At 61.1% G+C, this 19687-nt stretch carries 17 protein-coding genes; 10 read left to right on the forward strand and 7 right to left on the reverse strand.

Annotation, left to right across the window (positions count from 1 at the left end; translation table 11 throughout):
* Window positions 1–60: 60 nt before the first annotated feature.
* The 8 genes from AB0O52_RS14055 to AB0O52_RS14090 all read left to right on the forward strand — a co-directional run bounded on the left by AB0O52_RS14055 (window position 61) and on the right by AB0O52_RS14090 (window position 10922).
* On the forward strand, window positions 61–933 hold the full coding sequence (locus AB0O52_RS14055; RefSeq protein ID WP_364538514.1) for a ribokinase: 873 nt from the start codon (window positions 61–63) through the stop codon (window positions 931–933).
* A 625-nt stretch (window positions 934–1558) separates the two neighbouring features.
* Complete coding sequence (dcm, locus tag AB0O52_RS14060; protein WP_364538516.1) at window positions 1559–2809, forward strand: DNA (cytosine-5-)-methyltransferase; 1251 nt, start codon at window positions 1559–1561, stop codon at window positions 2807–2809.
* Between the two features lie 102 nt (window positions 2810–2911).
* Complete coding sequence (locus AB0O52_RS14065) at window positions 2912–4162, forward strand: type II restriction endonuclease (protein ID WP_364538518.1); 1251 nt, start codon at window positions 2912–2914, stop codon at window positions 4160–4162.
* 237 nt (window positions 4163–4399) lie between these two features.
* Window positions 4400–5431, forward strand: coding sequence for a ribbon-helix-helix domain-containing protein (locus tag AB0O52_RS14070; RefSeq protein ID WP_364538520.1), 1032 nt, complete (start codon window positions 4400–4402; stop codon window positions 5429–5431).
* Complete coding sequence (locus AB0O52_RS14075; protein WP_364538522.1) at window positions 5418–7337, forward strand: hypothetical protein; 1920 nt, start codon at window positions 5418–5420, stop codon at window positions 7335–7337. The genes AB0O52_RS14070 and AB0O52_RS14075 overlap by 14 nt, the downstream gene beginning before the upstream one ends.
* A gap of 84 nt (window positions 7338–7421) precedes the next feature.
* Entirely contained in the window at window positions 7422–8123 is a 702-nt protein-coding gene (locus AB0O52_RS14080) for a hypothetical protein (RefSeq protein WP_364538524.1), read from the forward strand.
* A complete protein-coding gene (locus AB0O52_RS14085) occupies window positions 8116–8841 on the forward strand; it encodes a hypothetical protein (protein WP_364538526.1) in 726 nt (241 codons plus the stop codon). The genes AB0O52_RS14080 and AB0O52_RS14085 overlap by 8 nt, the downstream gene beginning before the upstream one ends.
* Before the next feature lie 845 nt (window positions 8842–9686).
* Window positions 9687–10922: an MFS transporter gene (locus AB0O52_RS14090; protein WP_364538528.1), complete on the forward strand. Its 1236-nt coding sequence runs from the start codon at window positions 9687–9689 to the stop codon at window positions 10920–10922.
* Between the two features lie 53 nt (window positions 10923–10975).
* Here the strand turns inward: AB0O52_RS14090 and AB0O52_RS14095 are convergent, their stop codons facing one another.
* The gene (locus AB0O52_RS14095) at window positions 10976–11911 is read right to left on the reverse strand and encodes a 2-hydroxyacid dehydrogenase (RefSeq protein WP_364538530.1); all 936 of its coding nucleotides are present in this window, start codon (window positions 11909–11911) and stop codon (window positions 10976–10978) included.
* Window positions 11912–12171: 260 nt separating this feature from the next.
* On the opposite strand from AB0O52_RS14095, the gene AB0O52_RS14100 reads away from it, so the two are divergent.
* Window positions 12172–13146, forward strand: coding sequence for an aldo/keto reductase (locus AB0O52_RS14100; protein ID WP_364538532.1), 975 nt, complete (start codon window positions 12172–12174; stop codon window positions 13144–13146).
* Window positions 13147–13585: 439 nt separating this feature from the next.
* Here the strand turns inward: AB0O52_RS14100 and AB0O52_RS14105 are convergent, their stop codons facing one another.
* From AB0O52_RS14105 to AB0O52_RS14115, 3 genes are all read right to left on the reverse strand, one after another.
* Complete coding sequence (locus AB0O52_RS14105) at window positions 13586–14692, reverse strand: ABC transporter substrate-binding protein (RefSeq protein ID WP_364538534.1); 1107 nt, start codon at window positions 14690–14692, stop codon at window positions 13586–13588.
* Window positions 14693–14758: 66 nt separating this feature from the next.
* Window positions 14759–15607 carry an ABC transporter permease gene (locus tag AB0O52_RS14110; protein ID WP_364538536.1) on the reverse strand — a complete coding sequence of 283 codons (849 nt, stop codon included), beginning with the start codon at window positions 15605–15607 and terminating at the stop codon, window positions 14759–14761.
* 26 nt (window positions 15608–15633) lie between these two features.
* Window positions 15634–16491 (reverse strand): ABC transporter ATP-binding protein, encoded by an 858-nt coding sequence (locus tag AB0O52_RS14115; RefSeq protein ID WP_364538538.1) that lies wholly within the window; start codon window positions 16489–16491, stop codon window positions 15634–15636.
* Window positions 16492–16753: 262 nt separating this feature from the next.
* Here AB0O52_RS14115 and AB0O52_RS14120 point away from each other — a divergent pair, with 262 nt between their 5' ends.
* The gene (locus AB0O52_RS14120) at window positions 16754–17422 is read left to right on the forward strand and encodes a response regulator (RefSeq protein ID WP_364538540.1); all 669 of its coding nucleotides are present in this window, start codon (window positions 16754–16756) and stop codon (window positions 17420–17422) included.
* A gap of 24 nt (window positions 17423–17446) precedes the next feature.
* Here AB0O52_RS14120 and AB0O52_RS14125 read toward each other — a convergent pair whose 3' ends face one another.
* From AB0O52_RS14125 to AB0O52_RS14135, 3 genes are all read right to left on the reverse strand, one after another.
* Window positions 17447–18007, reverse strand: a complete 561-nt coding sequence (locus tag AB0O52_RS14125) for a YceI family protein (RefSeq protein WP_364538542.1) — start codon at window positions 18005–18007, stop codon at window positions 17447–17449.
* Window positions 18008–18098: 91 nt separating this feature from the next.
* The gene (locus tag AB0O52_RS14130; protein ID WP_364538544.1) at window positions 18099–19004 is read right to left on the reverse strand and encodes an EamA family transporter; all 906 of its coding nucleotides are present in this window, start codon (window positions 19002–19004) and stop codon (window positions 18099–18101) included.
* Window positions 18997–19590 carry an XRE family transcriptional regulator gene (locus AB0O52_RS14135; protein WP_364538546.1) on the reverse strand — a complete coding sequence of 198 codons (594 nt, stop codon included), beginning with the start codon at window positions 19588–19590 and terminating at the stop codon, window positions 18997–18999. Before AB0O52_RS14135 ends, AB0O52_RS14130 begins: the two co-directional genes overlap by 8 nt.
* Window positions 19591–19687 lie beyond the last annotated feature (97 nt).

Below are 19687 nucleotides of genomic sequence, written 5' to 3' on the forward strand. Positions count from 1 at the left end.
CACAAGTACAACCATCCCGTACACTATTTCTCAATCCAGCCCTTCCCGTTAGGACTTCCCATGAACACTCGACTTCCTGCCGTCACCGTTGTCGGCAGCATCAACCTGGACATCATCGCCACCACAGACCGGCTGCCCACCCCCGGGGAAACTATTGGTTCCGGTGTTCTGAGCCAGCAGCCTGGCGGCAAGGGAGCCAACCAAGCGGTCGCTGCGGCACGGCTCGGCGGTAGTGCCCGGATGATCGGGGCCGTGGGTGGCGATGGTCAGGGGCGGGTGATGCTTTCTTCGTTGGCTGCTGCTGGGGTGGATGTTTCGGACGTCGCGGTGCTCGACGGTTTCGCAACGGGAACCGCCCTGATCGTGGTGGACCGCGACGGCGAGAACCAGATTGTCGTGTGCCCGGGCGCGAACTCGGGGTTCTCCTTGGAGGGGATTTCCTTCTCTGCTGAGGGGGCGGTGCTGTGCCAGCTCGAGGTCGGCCTGCCTGTGGTCCTGGAGGCCGCGCGTCGTTCCTCGGGGTTCTTCGTGCTGAACGCTGCTCCGGCGATGGACCTTCCGGCCGAGTTCCTGGAGCGGTGCGACCTGGTGATCGTCAACGAGACCGAGTATGAGCTGATCCCGGCTTTGGCTGGCGCGAAGCTCGTGGCTGTTACGTATGGTGCGGATGGCTCGGCGATGTTCAAGCGGGGTGTGCGGGTCGCTTCGGCTCCTGCTGTTTCCGCGACGGTGGCGAATACAATCGGCGCGGGTGATGCGTTCTGCGCCGCGCTGGTGCTGGCGCTGCGGTCGGGGCTTTCTCATGAGTCCGCGCTGGCGGTGGCGAATGCTGTCGGGGCGGATGCCGTTGGTGATGCTTCGTCGCAGCCGGCGTTGGGGCGGTTGGAGGAGTATGTTGCGCGGGTTGCCGGGGTCAGGGTCGCTAGGCGCTGAGTCTGGGTAGAATTGACAGATTGTCAGAATGACAGGGAAAAGTGTCACCTTTCCTTTTGCTGCCAGTTACGCCTGCGTCCTTGGGTGACATGAACTTCAGGAAAGCCCGCCCGAGCACACGGATTTGGCTTTTATAGCCTCCTGAACAGCAGGTGTAGCCAACGTCAAATCCTTCCTTCCCGTTCTTCAAGCCCCACAGGCTCCGGTGACCCCGACTGGCAGCCCCTCGACCCAGCACACACGTGTCCGTCGAGATACAAATTAAAAGAAATGTCACTGCGTCAGTGTGAGGGGCTTTCGACTCTGTGATGGGATTCCGACAGTCCTGGTTAATTGCGTAGGGCAGGTCACTAGTCGGCGTCGAACACGTTGAGCCGCCAGCAGGCTCCTCATGAACGCTGCACCCCCTATTCCTCCTCGCTTCGCATGCCTAACACAGGGTTGGCTATCGAACGCGCTGAATGTCCGAGGCTCAAGAGAGGATTGAACTCACCACTTAGGTCCCATCCTCAATTAGAGAAGGGCGATCGGGCTTCGGTCCGTAGTCCCTAACACTACCCGGCGCGCCGTTCGGACTCTGGGTCAGATATACGACAGAATGTCGGGTGAACAACCCAGATAGGACATGATGGACAACGTAACCACGCTTCTTGCCCGAGCCCGTGCCCGGTACACCCAACGCCAGCTCGCCGAGCAACTCAACGTCTCGGACCGGACCGTGGCCCGCTGGGAAAGCGGCGAAACACCATGCCCGACCATGCTCGCCCCTGCCCTGAAGGAACTCTTGGGCATCCGGACAGCCTCCGGGGCGGATGATTTCAAGTTCATCGACCTCTTCGCAGGGATCGGGGGCATCCGCAAAGGTTTCGAAGCCCACGGCGGACAGTGCGTGTTCACGAGCGAGTGGAACAAGTACGCCGAAAAAACCTACCTCGCCAATTTCCCTGACGACCAGGAAGAATCCCACACCTTCGTCGGCGACATCCAGCCGTTCCCCGCCGAGGACGTCCCGGACCACGACATCCTGCTGGGCGGATTTCCCTGCCAGCCGTTCTCCATCGCCGGGGTCAGCAAGAAAAACTCCCTCGGGCGCCTGCACGGCTTCCAAGACGCCACCCAAGGCACCCTGTTCTTCGATGTGGCCCGGATCATCGATGAAAAGCGCCCTGCCGGGTTCATGCTCGAGAACGTCAAGAACCTCCGCTCCCACGACAAGGGTCGGACCTTTGCAGTGATCATGCAGACCCTGCAGGAGGAACTGGGCTACGAGGTCCACACCAAGGTCATTGACGCGATCAATTTCACGCCACAGCATCGGGAGCGCATCATAATCGTCGGCTTCCGCGAGCCCACGGACTTCAGCTGGGACGATCTGGAAATCCCTCCGGTCGGACCCAAACTTCACACCATCTTGCACAAAACCGATGGCACCGAACCGGTCTTGGAATGGGACGGGGACCGCTACTTCGACCACGATAACGCCGAAGTGCAGCCCAAATTCACGCTGACTCCCAAGCTCTGGGCCTATCTGCAGGCGTACGCGGCCAAACATAAGGCCGCCGGCAACGGCTTTGGATTCGGTCTGGTCCACCCCAGCGGGACGAGTCGGACTCTCTCGGCCCGGTACTACAAGGACGGCTCCGAGATCCTCGTCGCCCAGGACGGACTCCGACCCCGCCGGCTCACCCCGCGCGAATGCGCCCGCCTGATGGGCTACGAGGACACCTTCCGCATCCCCGTCAGCGACACCCAAGCGTACAAGCAATTCGGCAACAGCGTCGTCACACCCGTGATGAGTGAGATCGCACGGATCATGACCCCGCACGTCCTCAAAATAATGAATCAGCCCGCCACCACTGAGGTTCTGTCCGCCTGACCCGCCAAGACCTCGCGACCGTGTCGTGGCGCTCATTTGAATGGGCGCCACGATACTGTCGGGTCCGGAACATAAGCATCTGGATTTCAGCTGGGGGAATGTATGGATTTCGGTGACTTGGCCGACCACTTTGACGGCGTAGCCGCCAAGATTCTCAGCACGGTCGAGACAGTCGGTAAGCGTTCCAACCAGCACGAGCTTGACGGCGTCAAAGCCCTCCAAGGCCTCTTCGGGCGCCCCAGCGAAAAACTGGTCATACCCACACGGTTCCTGCTGGTCTCCGATGACACCGACGAGCCTGTTGCTGAAGACGGCACGCTGACGTTCTACGACGCCCGGCTCAACATCCCGAACCGCTCCGAATACCGCCTCTACTACCCGGCATCTGTGGACGCTATGAAACAAGCCCAACCCGGCGATATCGTCTTCATCGCCAAACAAAAGACCGGTGGAGCCCTCTTCATCGTCGCCCCATCCGGATCCAGCATCGCCGCCCAACTGGACTGGCTCTTCGGCACCGACGTCTTGGAACACCGCGGATTCTCCATCCGCTCTGGCTTGGAAACCGGGCACGACAGCCTCGGCCTGACCGCCATGTACCTGCTGGACATGCTTGGCATCGCCATAGAACCTGCCGACGACGTCTGGCTGGACAAGATCCTTGCCAAATTTGGCGCCCGTTTTCCCACCTCGGCGGAGTTCGGTGCCTTCGCCCGCGCTACTCTTCCTGGTCTACACCCTGCCGATGACCCCGATGGGGTCCTCATGGCGTGGCTGGAACAAGAAGAAATCCTCTTCAGAACTCTGGAACGCCACTTGGCGACCGGCACTCTCGATGCCCTCTACCGTGACGGCCACGTGGACGTAGACAGCTTCATTGAGGTGTCCTTGTCCCTGCACAACCGCCGCAAAAGCAGGGCCGGGAAAGGGCTGGAGAACCAGCTCATCGCGCTATTCGACGCCTTAGACGTCCGGCACACCTTCAATCCGGTCACCGAAAACCGGGCACGCCCGGATTTCATCTTCCCCGGCATTGAGGAATACCGGGCCCCCATGTTTCCGGCACTCGATCTGACCATGCTCGGCGTGAAAACCACTTGTAAGGACCGGTGGCGGCAGGTCCTCAGCGAGGCCAAACGCATCGAGGACAAGCACTTGCTGACCTTGGAAAGCCCGATCAGCCCCGCCCAGACAGACGAGATGAAAGACCACAGGATCCAGCTCGTTATTCCCAAGGGCCTGCACGAACCATACAAACCGGAGCAGCGGCAATGGTTGATGAGCGTAGACGATTTCATCACGATGGCAAGGAAACGGGACGGCCGCGGCCCTACACAGCCGTCGCTGCTCTGAGCTCGATCACGGTGACACCAGCCCCAAGCGGATGATCAGCCGTGGAGTCCAGCCCGCCCCAGTGGGCGTTTCTCCCGTTTGGCCTTGCATAGCGTTATTCAAGTGCCTACACCAAGGTTCATTCAGCCATATGTACTGCCGTCAGCCGGGCGATACATCTGATCTTCGGAAAAAACATTGACTATATCTCGCATACAGTGAATCATTGTTGAGTTGGACCGACTACATGGGGAAGATATGGAACAGGTTTTGAGACCGGTCAGGTTGCTGATGAATGCTCAGTTGATCCGCCGTGTCGACGAAGTCATTGCCTCAGGTTTGGGAGGGTTTACAACTCGCGAGGAACTCATCGAGGAAGCCCTCAACTCGTATCTCCTAGAACTGCGAGACATCAACTTTCGGTCGCCCGACCTTTCAGTAGGGAAGCCAGTTGCAGGCACACTGCAGGAAGGAACAGAAGTCGTCCGGGACGAGGGACGATCAAGGAGTGTGCCGACTAGGATCATCTCGCTACCGAGCGGCTTCGCGACCCAAGGCGATGAAATGTTTGTGGAAGACGTTCCACTGCTTGGGCTGCACAACCGGGATTGGCCCTCGCTCTGGGCCTTGAGCCGACTGGCACACGTTTCAGCCGCTGGTCCCGTGCCCTTTGCATCGTTTTTGGAAGACGTAACAGCGGAAGCCTGGCGGCTTGCAGCCTCTTTGCAAGCTGAATTGGGCGCGCATGCCAAGCCCGCCACGCTAATGCTGCCGACCAATGTGCTTAAGAAGCAATCAGCCAACATTGGCTTCCAAAACTTCGCCGTTGGCTCGGTATCAAGCAAGCCCCATCACCGCGGACTGCACAAGGTTACAGGCCCGTTGCCCGTTTGGCGGGCAATCGCTTTTCTAAAAGGCGCTAAGGGACTCCAAGTCTCTCTCACTAAGCAGGGCTGGGAGCTACTCAAAATCGTCGACGGGCTAGGAGCCGATCAACCACACAACCGCGGAGTTGCCGAAGCCTTCTTCAGCTACCTTCGAGCCAATTCCCCGAGCGACTGGTGGGGATTCGAAACGATGCTGCGCGAGGTTTCACATACGCCTACACGCGATGCGCTGCTGACAGCAATGGCGGACGCGCGGGAATGGAGTCCTTCGATCGCCTCATCAGCGACCCAAGGATATATCGCTCGCAGTCGTGAATGGGGCTTGGTCGAGCCCAAACTTACAGGCGGAACGTACCGGCTCACAGACTTCGGAAAGGAAACTCTTCACAATGTCCAGCGTTGATATCCCCGCGTGGCGCTTCGTCAAGCACCATCCCGAGACCAAGTCCCGGGATCCTCTCCAATCGGAACTTCTCAATCAGGAATCGTTCAAACCGGCCGATGCTTTGGTGAGGGAAAGCATCCAGAACTCCCTCGATGCCAAGCTCCCCGACCACGAGAAAGTCCGTGTCCGGATCCACGTTTCAGGGAACACCGGAAGTCTCAGCCCATTCGAGGCGAGTCCATACTTCCGGGACTTTTGGCCGCACGTTGCCCAGTGCGAGAACGGCGGCCAAGTTGCCGCCGACTTGGAAGATGGACGCTGCCGTTTCGTTGTCATCGAAGACTTTGGGACCTGCGGACTCACCGGCGACACCGAGGCAGCACGGGTCGCAGACGGAGAATCGAATAACTACTACTATTTCCTCCGAGCAGAGGGAATTTCCGGCAAAAGTGCAGGGAATCTTGGACGATGGGGCGTTGGAAAATACGTTTTCCCAAAATCCAGCGGTGTCAACGCATTCCTTGCCTTGACTAATCGGTCCGACGATCCCGGCAACAGTTTGCTCGTCGGCCAGTCAGTCCTAATGAATCACACCTTGGATGGAACCGACTACGATCCCGACGGTTGGTGGGCAAAGCCTGGAGAAGGCATACAGATGCCGATCACTGATGCTGACCTAATTGCTCAGACGACACGGCGCTGGAACATCACCCGCACCGACGAATCGGGACTGAGCATAGTCATCCCATATGTAGACGAAAGCCTCGGCGGCGTCGACTTCATCCGCTCCGTTATCCGCGCCTACTTCGGGGCGATCCTTTCCGGTGGGCTAGTCGTTGATATCGACGACGCGGATGCCGAGGAAATCGTTACGCTGGATGAAAACAACATCTCCACTCTTGCGGAAACGTATTTTGAAGGGCCAGAACGCGATAAGGTCGTCAGCGAAATACATCTGCTGCAGGTGCGAAACTCCATCCCAGCAGAAGGTAAGTTCAACACAACGACCGTCTCAGCAGAAGCGGGCAAGAAATGGTCCTCAGCGACCATCGGGACGGACACAGCCAACGCTATCCGAACGAGACTCGAAACGGGCCAACCTGTCGAGGTGACCGTTCCTCTCGAGTTGCAGTTGAAGGAACGGCCGAGTAGTCCTGTGCGCACTCATTTCCATGTTCTCCTTCAGCAAGACGAATCCCTCAGACAAAAGCCGCTCTTCCTGCGCAGGGGTATCGTCATCTCCGAGGCCTACCGCTTCAAACTGCCCGGGGTCCGCGCCATCTGTCTTGTAGACGACGAGCCACTCACCAAAATGCTCGGTGATGCGGAAAACCCGGCCCACACGACGTGGACTTACAACGACAAGGTCAAAGCGCGGTATGTCCGGGGCGGGGATGTCCTCGACTTGGTAAAACAAGCTCCGCACAAGATCTATCAGCTCGTCTTGGACGCCGCTCTGGAGGAACAACGCATTATCTTCTCCGACATTTTCGCTGCACCCCTCGACCCGCAAAAAGGGCGCAAGAGCCGAGGAGGCCCTGAGCGGACCGGAACGACCACAAAACGCACTCTTCTAGGTGGCCGAAAACGCAAGGCTCGAGGCCAGTCTCTCATCATCCTAAATCGTGAGGAGTCCGGGGGCTTCTCGATCATGCCAACCGAGTACGGGCGCTCGGGGCAGCTAAAGAGGGTCGAACTTGCGGTCGGCTACACCACGCGGCGCGGTGACGCGCTTGCTAAGTGGACCAAGGACGACTTCGAGCTGTCCACACTAGCATCCGGCATTTCCGGCGGAAAGCTCGCCAAGGTCGGCGGGAACACCTTGATCGCCGAGATCGATGACCCAGAAAACTTCAAACTCACCGTTACCGGCTTCGATACCAACCGGGACCTCACCATCCGTTCGAGGGGGTTTTCAAAGTAGATGGCAACATATAACTTCACCGGTCGCCGAGACATAGACCGATCGCGGATCCGACTGCGCCTCAGGGAAACCGAAGGAAAGATCTTGCTAGAAGTACAATCCGTCGATTTATCTGGGCTGGACTTTCCACCCACAGCCGAAGTTGCTGTGGAAGCCTACCGGCAAACCACCAAGGTCCGTATTCCCTGCGGATCGATTGGATCACCGAATTATCCCGAGGCTGTGCATCTCAGCGCATTCGACATCATCGAAAATGTTCAGCTGCGCTTACGTGTTGTAGGTACCGAAAGCGGTTCTCACGGGAAAGTCCTTGCTGTTGCAGACCGCCTTCTTGGCGCTGGAAGCCGCGACGAAGATTCTGCCGAGCCGCTCCTGAAGCTACAGCGGGCAGAACTCGGAGAACGGGTTTGGAGGTTCGGCATCGACGGTGACCAACCGATCCTTTACATCAACAAGTTCTTGGAAAACCATGACCAGCTCGTCCATTCGGCTGCATTCAAGGCCCTTGTCCTGCCCGAGTTCTTCCGTCAGGTTGCCTTGTGGATTGCCCGGAATCGGGATGATGCAGATGAACCAAATTCGACGATCAGCCATTGGCTGCTCTTTTGCGACAGCATCGGGGTCGATCCCTCCGACCTAGATTCCTCGGAGGAAGGCGACTCAGGTATCGCCGACATCATTGACGAGTGGGCGACGGAGGCTGCCTCGGTATTTGCGGACCACATCGGTGCTCTTTCCCTGTTGAATAGCCCGATCGACCTAGAGGAAGAAGACGACAATGGCTGAGATACGTCGATTCAACGAGCCTGGACTGGCAGCCGCCCGGGAGCTACTCGACAGTTTGCGGAAGGGAAAAGCCGCCGACATTGATGCACTCCTGGAGAACGAGGAATACACAACACTCGTCGCGGAGTCCGTCGAATACGAGGTCATTGATTTCGAAGACAGGATGCACGCCGCGCAGTTCTTCTTCGACCTTCTGACGCCACTAACCGAAGAGCATCCAGACTTGGAATTGGACGCCGGGCTGTGGTCTTGGTTGACATTCAAATGGCTGCCCGTCCTTGCGCCCGAAGACCCGACCACCGGGGCGCGGACAGTACGGTCCACGGCTTATTACATCCTCAACCCTCACGACTACAAGACCTACTACCGACACTATTTCTCAGGCCCATACCGCATATATAAAGCTCACCAAGAGCACCCAGAGGAGGCCTACGGCGTATTGGCCACGCCGGTGAACAGCCCTGGCGAAGTGGTCGAACAAATCGCATCTAACCAAGAGATCGTCAGCAACTCGACCCTTCTGGGCGTAGTCACCCGCCTATATCTCGATGGCAAGACCAAAAAGCTCAAACGGGGATCGGGCGGCAGTAAGGGAGGATCCCCGCGCCGCCTGGCTGCTGTTCTTGCTCAATTCGATTTGACGTGGGATACGTACGCCATGACACCCGACGAAATCATCAACCTTCTTCCGCAGGAGTTCGCCAAGTTCAAGTCCTGACTTGTGGCACTGGTTACGTTCGACGCGTTCCGTTGAAATTTCGCTGACCACTTCCTCTGAAGTGAAACGTTTGCTTTGAAAGGGCGATCCACCATAGTAGAAGGGTTGGAGAGTGTAGCTGGCGCGTCACGTATAAGACATCCCGGACAGGGCAAGAGTCAGGAAGGTCGTGCGCGGCCGGTGAGGCGGGAAGTACGCGGATCTGAGCGGGAACTTGGAGTTTCTGGGAGGCATCCGGTGGACTGCCAGCTTACGTGCGCCGGGCTACAGATGCGGTGACAAGCGTCCGGCGCACACACCGGGAACGTCTGCCGGGATTCATCGGTACCGTAAAGATGTTTTTCCTAATAATGGTCCTGTGTATTTGGTCGACGCGCGCCGCAGTCGGCTCAACGGTCGTCGCCATAGATTCTCCCCTACCGCAGATCGGCAGGCTCACAGGAACGTCTCGACGTGTTCGTGCGTGATCGGTAAGCCAGTGGGTTGCTAGGCGTGCAAAGCAAGGTGATCCCCATTCTCCAATGATGATCGGTCACGCACACGTACCGGGCGAGCGGCCCCGGCTTCGACCACAGCCAAATCCGGGTAGCGGTTGATGACTTCTGTCACGACGAACACTCATCTCCCTGAGATGTGTGACTACGGCAGGCTAACGGCTGGGCCTAGGCGAGAGTGTTGTGTTAAGGGAACGAGGCTCCTACGGTTCGATCTGGCTTGGGAGCGAGCTCCCCCAACCTAGCCCTAACAGACCCTCCCTCACGCAAAGCAAAACGGGTAGCTTGGACGAAGGACTCTGGCATAGGCGCCGTCCTCCTTCCCACCCTTTTGAATGGATCTGCTCCCCCATGTCTTCCGCCCTGCCCTCGCCTGCGCCCAAACGCTTCCCGATCGCCGCGATGCTGGTCCTTGCCACCATCGCCTTCACCGCGATCACCACGGAGCTTCTGACGTCGGGTCTGCTCCCCCAGATCAGCGTCGGCTTGGACGTGTCGGAGCCCGTGGCCGGGTACCTCGCTGCGGCTTATGCCGCCGTCATCGTGGTCACGGTGATCCCGGCCGCGCGGCTGTTGGCCAGGGTCCCGCGGAAGACCCTGCTCGTCTCACTCGTCCTCACCTTCGCGTTGAGCAACGTGCTCGTCGGCCTCGCACCCAACTTCGCCGCGGCCATGGGCGGCCGGCTCGTTGGCGGCTTGGCGCACGGGCTGCTCTGGACCACTATGGCACCGTTCGTCTCACGCGTGGTCCCGTCCGACAAGGTAGGCAAGGCCCTTGCCATCGTCTTCAGCGGCAACAGCTTGGGCATGGCCATCGGTGCTCCCGTCGGAACGGCTCTCGGTACAGTTCTCGGCTGGCGCGCGGCCTTCCTCTTCCTGGCTGGCTTCGGCCTGTTGCTGACCGGTCTGGCTCTCTGGCTGCTCCCCCAGGTCTACCGGACCTCCGATGCCGCCCGGCCCTCCATGCGGATTGCCATCGCCCAGCCCGGCGTGAAATCGGTGGCGATCGCTTGGCCATTATTGGTGCTCGCCCACTTCGCGCTGTTCACCTACGTCGCGCCGTTCATCCGCGAAGCCGGCCTGCCCGACTACGCCATCAGCCTCTCCCTCACCGTCCTCGGCGCGTCCGGCCTGGTCGGCATCTGGGTCGCGGGCATCACCGTGGACTCCCGGCCACGCCGTTCACTGCTGATTACGACGGCGGCAATCGCCATCGCGATGCTCCTCCTACCGCTCGGGGGCGGAACCATGCCCGGCGCCATTGTGCTCATGGCAGTCTGGGGTGCGGGCCTTGGCGCGGTCGGCATCTACAACCAGGCCGCTATCCTCCGCGCGGGGGGCGAATACCGGGATGCCGCCAACGGACTCACCGTGCTCACCATCCAGCTCGGCATCACCATCGGAGCGCTCTACGGCTCCGCCGCGCTGGTTCTGGCCGGCCCGCTCATGGTGCCCTTGGCCGCGGCGCTGCCAGTCGTCGTCGCACTCGTCATCACGCTGACGGGCAAGCGGCATGCCTACCCGCCCGGGCGGAAAGAGGCCGGCTGGTCGGAACCGAAACTCAAGGAAATGGCGGACCAGCACTAATCCTGCAAGTGGGCTTCGAGGCTCAGGCTCCGGCGCCTCAACACCCTCGTCCGCTACCCCTCGGCTGACTCCACACCCAGCACCACGTTCACCGGTTCCTCGCCAGCCAGCAGCAACGAGATCTGCTTCTGGATCAGCCGGACCATCCGGGGGAACATCGCCGAGCTCGCCCCGCCCACGTGAGGCGTGATCAGCACGCCGGGGGCCGTCCATAAAGGATGGTCGGCGGGCAACGGCTCGGGGTCCGTCACATCCAAAGCAGCGCGTAACCGCCCAGAAGACGTCTCCCGAAGTAAGGCGTTAGTGTCCACCACAGGACCCCGCGCCACGTTCACCAACAACGCTCCCTCCTGCATCGACGCGAGGAACCGGGCGTCCACCAGCTTGCGGGTGTGCTCGGACAACGGCACGCTGACCACTACGATCTCGTGCAGAGGCAACTGTTCATGAAGGGCATCGATGCCGTAGATCCGGCCGTGGTCATCGTCCCGTGCCCGGCTTGCCATGCGTGTCACGTGCGTTTCGAACGGCAACAGCCTGGCTTCAATGGCCTTCCCCACACCCCCGTAGCCCACCAGGAGAACGCGGCGGTCCGCCAAGCTGGGGCGCTGGCCGTTGGCCCATTTTCCGGATGCCTGGTTATGCACAAACTCCGGAATCCCGCGCTGGCTGGCGATCATCATCCCCAAGGCAAGTTCCGCCGTCGACGTCTCATGGACTCCTGCCGCGTTCGCGAAAACGCAGCCAGATGGCAAGACGTCAGCGACGCCGTCGTACCCTATCGACTGGCTCTGCACCAGCCGGACCGTCACGCCCTCCAGCGCCGCAAGCGCGTCTGGCCGGCCCAAGTAGGGCGGCACCAGCATGTCGAAACTGTCAGCCGGCGCTGGGCCAGCCAGATCCCACACAACGAACTCGACGTCGGCGGAAGGTTCCATGGCATCCAGGAGTTTCTGATCGGGCAGACACACCCGCAGCCGGGCCGTCATTGCGCCACCATCAGATCGACGTTCGCAGCACGCAGCGCGGTTTCGCTCATTTCCCTTTTCCTGCTTCCCTTGGCGGTCGATTTAGCCGGACGGCAAGTCGTGTTCCAACACCAATCTACTTTCCGCCGCGGTCCGGCGGCCCGTTCCCGCCCTCACGTTGTCCCTCCTCCGCCAACGTGCCTATAGTGGCCCTACCCGCACCCCTCTCTGAGCACCGTCCTGCCGTCCAGCACGTTCTGCCACCTATAGGAGAGAACCCCATGGAAAACCGCACGCTTGGTTCACTGACCGTTTCTGCCCTCGGCCTCGGCTGCATGGGCATGAGTGAGTTCTACGGGGAAGGAGACGAAAGCGAATCCATTGCCACCATCCATGCATTCCTCGACGCCGGCGGCAGCCTGTTGGATACCGCCGATATGTATGGGCCCTTCACCAACGAAAAGCTGGTGGGCAAGGCCATTGCGGACCGTCGTGACGACGTCGTGCTGGCCACGAAGTTCGGAAACGAACGGCGCGACGACGGCTCCTTCGTCGGCGTCAACGGCAGGCCCGAATACGTCCGCTCCGCCTGCGACGCCAGTCTGCAGCGCCTCGGCGTGGACCACATCGACCTGTACTACCAGCACCGGGTGGACAAGACCGTCCCCATCGAGGACACGGTAGGAGCCATGGCGGAACTGGTCCAGGCAGGGAAGGTCAGGCACCTTGGACTGTCGGAGGCCGCGCCGGACACCGTTCGCCGCGCCCACGCGGTACATCCCATCACCGCATTGCAGACCGAGTACTCCCTCTGGGAGCGGGAGCCGGAAACGAAGGTCTTTCCCGTCCTGGCAGAGCTGGGCATCGGGTTCGTTCCCTACAGCCCGCTCGGCCGCGGCTTCCTGACCGGGCAGATCCGCAGCGAGGCCGACTTCGCGGAGAACGACTTCCGCCGCCACTCCCCTCGCTTCCAAGGCGAGAACTTCAAGCGCAACCTGGAACTCGTGGATCGGGTGAAAGAACTCGCCGACCAGAAGCAATGCACCCCGGGGCAGCTGGCCCTCGCGTGGCTGCTGGCACAGGGCGAGCACATCGTCCCGATCCCCGGCACCAAGAAGCGCGAACGCCTGGCCGAGAACCTCGGGGCCACCGCCGTCGAACTCTCCGAAGATGATCTGAAGCGCCTCGACGAACTGGCCCCGGCAGGATCCACTGCCGGAGCGCGCTACCCCAACATGGCCAGCATCGACACCTAAGGCCAAGCGTCCCCGGAGGTCGCTCACCAGGAAGCGGGCAGGGTCCGCTCGTATCGGCCATGGATCGAATTCCAGTTGTATGGAAATAACACCGCGTCGCATACTAAGGGCGTCTGACCAAATCTAAGCATCGAGGGCTGTCTGGGGGTCTGCAAGATGACTGGTCGTGCTGTTGTATTTGCCGCAGTGGCTACGGGATTACTTGTGTTCGTCGTTCCATACGTTGTCTCGGTCCTGTTCGGTGTTGCACCCAACGGGACCGAGACGTTGATCGTCGTCATTCTGCTCTGGATCGCTGTGTGGACGGTCAGCAGAACAAGATTCAAGCGCGATACCCAAACGAGATGACGATCGCCCGTCACCCACAAACAAAACATCCGGCCTGCGTGGATTACCACGCAGGCCGATTGTCAGGGGCTGGCTATACAGGGATGAGAGATTAGCCGTCGTTGCCGGCAGGGGTGCTGGTGGCGGTGTAGCCCTCGAGCTTGAGAGCGGCCTGGGCGTACTTCTGGGTGAACGTGTCGGCGATGTTGACCTTGGAGGTGTCAACGCCGATGGTCTTCTCCTCGTCGAAGATCGTCTTGGGGCCGCCTGCAGGCATGATGCCGTCGGGGAGGAACTGGCCCTTGTCCTGGTTCAGCGCGGCGACGTACTGATCCTTGGAGATGGTGCTGTTTTGGACGTAGGACTGGGGCAGTTTGTCGGCGATGTCCTGGGCGGAGTGGGTGCTGATCCAGTGCATCGTGTCCACAAGGGCGTTGACGACCTTCTGGGCTGCGTCCTCGTGGGTCTTGACCCAGTCCGCCTGGGCGAGGAGGCCGGCGGACGGCAGGGTGCCGCCAAGTGCTGCCTTGGCTCCGTCAGAGGTGGCGAGGTCGATCGCCGAAACGGCGAGGTTCTTGTTCTCAAGGGCGCCCACGGTCGGCTGGGTGGTCATGACGCAGTCAGCGGATCCGCGCTGGATCGCCGCGATGGCGGTTGCTCCGGCGCCGACGGCGATCGTGTGGTAGTCGCTCTTCGCGAGGCCGGCCTTGGCAGCGATGAACTGGGTGAGCTCATCGGTTCCCGAGCCGAGGTCGGTGACGCCGACTGTCTTGCCCTTGAGGTCTGCGCCCGTTTTCACGTTTGCCTTGGGGTTGCACATGATGCGTTCGCCCGGCGCACTCGAGAGCTGCACGAGGTTGATGACGTTCTTGCCCTTCGACTGGAAATCGACGGTGTGGACGTACCACGCACCGGCCATGTCCACCTGCCCTGATGCCATCGCGTCTTCGGCGCCAACGCCACCCTGGGACTCGGTGGAAAGCTCCATCTTGACGCCGTACTTCTTGTAGTAGCCGAGCTGCTCTGCGAGCTGGTACGGCAGGTAGATCTGCTTGTCGATGCCGCCAACCATCATCTTCACGGTGGGCATCGAGGCGGCGTCTGCAGAAGCACCGCCGCTTGCAGTGCTGTTGCTGCTTGCGGAGCTGGTGCCGCAAGCCGCGAGGCTCAGTGCGATCACTCCGGCAGCGCCGACGGCGTAGATCTTGTTCTTCATCATGGTTGTGCTTTTCCTTCTATTGTGAGGATTCGAGCGTTGGGTCAGTGGTATGGGAGACGGCGGGCGTCAGATCGCCTGCGCTTCGGAACGGTTTGGTGGCCGCCATTTGAGAAGCGTGTGCTCTAGCAGGGCGATGAGGTATTCCGCGCCGAGCGTGATGACTGCGATGATCACCATGCAGGCGAAGACAGTGTTGGGATCGAAGGTTCCCTGTGCCTGGCTGATGATGAGGCCGATTCCTTGCTGGGCGCCGAGCACTTCAGCAACGAGTGCGCCGATGATCGCGAAACCGAACGCGGTGTGCAAGCTCGCGATGATCCAGGTCATTGCCGAGGGAATGGTCACGTGGATCGCCACCTGAAGCGGCGATGCACCCAAGACCCGCACGTTTCCGACCAGGTTCTGATCCACTTCACGGACACCTTGGAAGGCGTTGAAGAAGACGACGAAGAAGACCAGTACCGCTGCGAGCAGCACCTTCGGGAAGACTCCGAGGCCGAACGCCACGATGAAGATCGAGCCGAGCACGATTCTTGGGATCGAGTTCACGATCCGGATGTACGGGCCGACAACTTCGGACAGGTACTTGTTCGAGCCCAAAAGGATACCGAGCACGACGCCGACGAGCGTTCCGAGCGCGAAGCCGTAGATGGCCTCCTGCATGGTGACCCAGAGGTTCTCCCAGATGGTGCCGAATGCCGTGCCCTTGGTGAAGAGATCCACCAGGCTGTTCCAGATTTCTGACGGCTGGCCGAAGAAGAACTTGTCCACCCAGCCCTCCGTGGTGAACCACTGCCAGCCACCGATCACGATCACCGCGAGGATGGCACGGCCGGCCCAAACCCACGTGGTGCGGCGGTTTAGGGCACGCCGGGCGGAAACCTTAAGCTCACTCGCTTGTGCTTGTTCTTGCACGGGAGCACCTCTACTGATTGTGGTTGTCATGCTGCTGCACCCGCCGATTGCTTGTAGGCGCGGGTGACTTCGTCCTTCAGGGACTCCCAGATTTGGCCCTGCAGCTCCAGGAACCGCTCCTCGTGCCGGATCTTCTGGACATCTCCGCGCGGCCTGGGCAGATCGATGTTGAAGACATCCTTGATCGTGCCGGGGCTGCTGGTCATGATGACTACCTTGTCGGCGAGCGCCACTGCCTCGTCGAGGTCGTGCGTGATGAACAGGACAGAGGGGCGCAGCTCCTCCCAGAGCTGCAGCAGTTCGTTCTGCATGATGGCCTTGGTCTGCACGTCGAGGGCGCCGAACGGCTCATCCATCAAGAGGATCCGCGGGTTGTTGATCAGCGCCGCCGCCATGGCGACGCGCTTGCGCATGCCGCCGGACAACTGGTGCGGGTAACGGTCCTCGAAGCCGGCCAGGCCCACGCGGCGCAGCCAGTCCCTTGCGAGCAAGGTGGCTTCCTTCTTGGGGGTTCCGAGGAGGACCGGGCCGATCAAGACGTTCCCAAGCACGGTCTTCCAGGGGAAGAGCGCGTCCGCCTGGAACATGTAGCTGACGCCGTTGGTGATGCCGTCAACGATCTGGTCGTGGACCCTCACTGAACCGGCGCTTGGCCGCTCGAGTCCGGAAACCTGAGCCAGCGTGGTGGACTTGCCGCAGCCCGTCGGTCCGACGATCGCGCAGAACTCGCCGGGTTCGACCCTGAGCGTCACATCGCGGATGGCAGTGAATGTCTCGTGCTTGGGCGTGAGGTAACGCTTGGTCAACCCGACGATGTCGATACCCGCGGCGACCTCAGCCCTCTCAGGGTCCCCGGGCGGCCGGTTGGGGTGGTTAGCATTCATAACGCTAAGACCTCTCTGTCTTTCGTTCGTTTTTCCAGCTGCAGCTTGCGCTGTCACCCGGATCCCTTCATTGGGAGTCCGGCGAATTCGTGATGTGGATCACTGGAACTGTGTAAAGCTTAGGAAGGGACCATCCGGGCCAGAAGTCTTCAGTAAGTTGTGCGCCTTAGCCGCAAAAGTGCACGTTTTGTGCGTTTTCTGCCGTCGCTTCAACTACCGGGGAAATGCCCGCACCATCGCGGAAAGGACAGGAGCGCAGACGTTGATTAGGACATTGGTGGTTGACGACGATTTCCGGGTCGCCGGAATCCACGCTGCCCGCGTGGCAAGGGTTGACGGATTCGAATGCGTCGGTCAGGTGTACAGCGCCGCAGCCGCCCGGGAGGCAATTGAGCGCCTCAACCCGGACCTGCTCTTGCTGGATGTACACCTTCCGGACGAGGACGGGATCTCGATGTTGCGATCCCTGCAGGCTTCCGGAACCGACGTTGATTGCATCATCATCACCGCTTCCCAGGACCTGGCCACCGTCAAGTCAGCAATGACTAGCGGCGCGGTCTATTACTTGGTCAAGCCCTTCAGCTTTGACCGGCTCCGCACGCAGTTGGAGGCGTACCGGAACTGGCGGCAGGAGCTGGATTCCGCTTCAACTGCCGACCAAGCCACTATTGACGGCCTCTACAACGCGCGCTCGGCGGGGGTCAGGACCACCGCCCCGGCGCCGCGCCTGCAGCCCACCATGCAGAAAGCGCTCGACGCCGTCCGCGCCGCCGGGGGTCCCGTCAGTGCTGCTCAGATCGCTGAGCAGCTCGGTGTGAGCCGCCCGACGGCCCAGCGTTACCTCAGCGTCCTGGAACGCAAGGGCCTTCTGGCACTGGATCTCACGTACGGAAGCACCGGCCGCCCGCTCAACTCCTACACGGTGAGTTGAGCGGGCGGCCGGGCTTCGTCTTGACTACTCGGCTGCGGGCTCGCCCTGCTTCACGAGCGCAGCCTCGAGGTTGATCTTTACTTTGTCGCTCACCAGGAAACCGCCGGTCTCCAAAGCTGCGTTCCACGTCAGTCCGAAGTCCTTCCGGCTGATCTCGGTTTCGGCGGAGAAACCGGCGCGGGTCGCGCCGAAAGGATCAACAGCGACGCCGGTGAACTCAACTTCCAGCTCCACCGGCTTGGTGATTCCCCGGATGGTGAGGTCGCCCGTCAGAGTGTAATCCTCGCCGTCGCCCTCTACGCTCGTGGCTCGGAAGGTCATCTCCGGGTACTTCTCGACGTCGAAGAACTCGGCGCCGCGGACGTGCGCGTCGCGGTTGGCATCGCCGGAGTCGAAGCTCGCGGTCTTGACGGTTGCGTGGAGCGACGCGTCGGCGAGGGATTCGCGGATGCGGGCCTCGGCGCTCGCGTCAGTGAACCGTCCGCGGACCTTGCTGATGCCGGCGTGCCGGACACTGAAGCCAATTTCACTGTGGGACATGTCCAGCAACCACGTGCCGGGGGTCAAACCTTTGGGAAGAGTCATTGTGGATCTCCTGTTCGAAGAATCTCGCTTGGATCGATCCCTTCCACCCTTGTTGAGCCCGAACTTGAAGTCAAGGACTCCGGCTCCCTATCTAGCCGACAAGGTCAAGGTCCGCGCTGGTGCCCGCCTGATCAGTGGTGAGCGGGTGGCGTCGACCACCGCGTTGCGCTGCGGCGCCGGCGAGGACCACCAGCGTGATGCCGACAAACTGGATGAGCGAGGGCTGCTGGTGGAGCACGAGCAGCCCGAGGAGGACGCCGAAGGCGGGTTCGAGCGCCATCAGGGTGCCGAAGGCGGCTGAAGTCATCCGGCGCAACGCGAGCAGCTCCAAGATGAAGGGCAACACGGGCATCAGGACAGCCACTGCGACTGCGGTAGCGAGGACACCGAAGGTGAGCTGACCAGCGGCTTGCGGGATACCTACCACCGCTGCCGTGAGGGCAGCCACGGGAACCGTGAGCGAAAGTGTTCCGATGCCAGTGAAGCGATCGCCAACGCGTTGGGTGAGCAGAATGTAGGCAGCCCACCCGGCGGCGGCGAGGCAGGCGAACCCGATACCCGCCAGGTCGACTTGCCCTTGCCAGGGGTCGGTGAGCAGTACGACTCCCACCAGCGCGAGCGCAGGCCAGAGAAGGGCCCTCGCGCTGTGGCTGCGCAGGGAGGCGACGGTCAAGGGGCCAAGGAACTCGATCGCGACGGCGGTGCCGAGCGGGATGCGCTCGATAGCGGCGAGGAAGGCAATGGTCATCAGTCCCGTGGCGACACCCAGTGCGAGGAGCACCGGCACATCGCGACGGCGAACCGCACGCAGCGGAGGCCGGGCCACGGCCAGGAAGATGAGCGCTCCCACGCTGAGCCTCAGCCAAGCGGTGCCGGCCGCACCCACCACAGGGATCAGGTCCACCGAAAGGGCGGACCCCAACTGGACCGACAACATCGCGGCAACGGCCAGCCCCCATGGTGGCACTGCGGCACCGCCGATTGCGCGTTTACTCATGCCTGTGTCCGGACCCTACGCCGGGTTCGAAAACGGCCAGGGAGAACCTCGCCGGCTCCGTGCCCGGATTGGCATAGGAGTGCGCCACGTTGCCCGGGAAGCTCACGGCGTCACCGGTATCGAGGGTGATCGCTTGCCCTGCGACCTCGACCACCACGGTGCCTTCCTGAACCTGCAAAAGTTCCTTGGTACCCGGTGTGTGGGCCTCGCTTACGTGATGGTCACCAGGGCTCAAACTCCAATCCCACAGTTCAACCACGTCCGGCGATTCTGTGCCGGCAACCAGCATCCCTCGGCCACCGGAAGCACTGCTCCACAATGCCGCTCCTTCACCGCGGCGGGTGACCTTCACCGGCTTGGGCTGGGGCGATTCGACCAAGGCCGGCAGCCCGACTCCGAGCGCGTCGCTGATCCTCAGCAGGGTTCCCACGCTTGGATTCGCAGCGCCCTGCTCGACGTTCACCACCATTCGGCGGCTCACACCGGCAGCATCCGCCAACTGATCAAGGGTCCAGCCCCGCGACTGCCGCTCCTGCCTGACCCGGGCGCCGATTGCGGATGCCAGGGCAGTTGTACTCTCATCCATAAGTGCATCATACTGCACTCATAGTGCACTACAAATTGTCGGATACTTACCGGTGGAGCGCCCGTCCGATATCACTTTTCACAAGCCTCCCCTTGAC

Origin of the sequence: Arthrobacter sp. NPDC080073 (genome assembly GCF_040686575.1) — a bacterium.
Lineage (GTDB): Bacteria > Actinomycetota > Actinomycetes > Actinomycetales > Micrococcaceae > Arthrobacter.

What these genes read in the sequence shown, in the direction of transcription:
- AB0O52_RS14055 (WP_364538514.1), top strand. Translation starts at nt 61, where the DNA reads ATGAACACTCGACTTCCTGCCGTCACCGTTGTCGGCAGCATCAACCTG.
- dcm (WP_364538516.1), top strand. Translation starts at nt 1,559, where the DNA reads ATGATGGACAACGTAACCACGCTTCTTGCCCGAGCCCGTGCCCGGTAC.
- AB0O52_RS14065 (WP_364538518.1), top strand. Translation starts at nt 2,912, where the DNA reads ATGGATTTCGGTGACTTGGCCGACCACTTTGACGGCGTAGCCGCCAAG.
- AB0O52_RS14070 (WP_364538520.1), top strand. Translation starts at nt 4,400, where the DNA reads ATGGAACAGGTTTTGAGACCGGTCAGGTTGCTGATGAATGCTCAGTTG.
- AB0O52_RS14075 (WP_364538522.1), top strand. Translation starts at nt 5,418, where the DNA reads ATGTCCAGCGTTGATATCCCCGCGTGGCGCTTCGTCAAGCACCATCCC.
- AB0O52_RS14085 (WP_364538526.1), top strand. Translation starts at nt 8,116, where the DNA reads ATGGCTGAGATACGTCGATTCAACGAGCCTGGACTGGCAGCCGCCCGG.
- AB0O52_RS14090 (WP_364538528.1), top strand. Translation starts at nt 9,687, where the DNA reads ATGTCTTCCGCCCTGCCCTCGCCTGCGCCCAAACGCTTCCCGATCGCC.
- AB0O52_RS14095 (WP_364538530.1), bottom strand. Translation starts at nt 11,911, where the DNA reads ATGACGGCCCGGCTGCGGGTGTGTCTGCCCGATCAGAAACTCCTGGAT.
- AB0O52_RS14100 (WP_364538532.1), top strand. Translation starts at nt 12,172, where the DNA reads ATGGAAAACCGCACGCTTGGTTCACTGACCGTTTCTGCCCTCGGCCTC.
- AB0O52_RS14105 (WP_364538534.1), bottom strand. Translation starts at nt 14,692, where the DNA reads ATGATGAAGAACAAGATCTACGCCGTCGGCGCTGCCGGAGTGATCGCA.
- AB0O52_RS14115 (WP_364538538.1), bottom strand. Translation starts at nt 16,491, where the DNA reads ATGAATGCTAACCACCCCAACCGGCCGCCCGGGGACCCTGAGAGGGCT.
- AB0O52_RS14125 (WP_364538542.1), bottom strand. Translation starts at nt 18,007, where the DNA reads ATGACTCTTCCCAAAGGTTTGACCCCCGGCACGTGGTTGCTGGACATG.
- AB0O52_RS14130 (WP_364538544.1), bottom strand. Translation starts at nt 19,004, where the DNA reads ATGAGTAAACGCGCAATCGGCGGTGCCGCAGTGCCACCATGGGGGCTG.
- AB0O52_RS14135 (WP_364538546.1), bottom strand. Translation starts at nt 19,590, where the DNA reads ATGGATGAGAGTACAACTGCCCTGGCATCCGCAATCGGCGCCCGGGTC.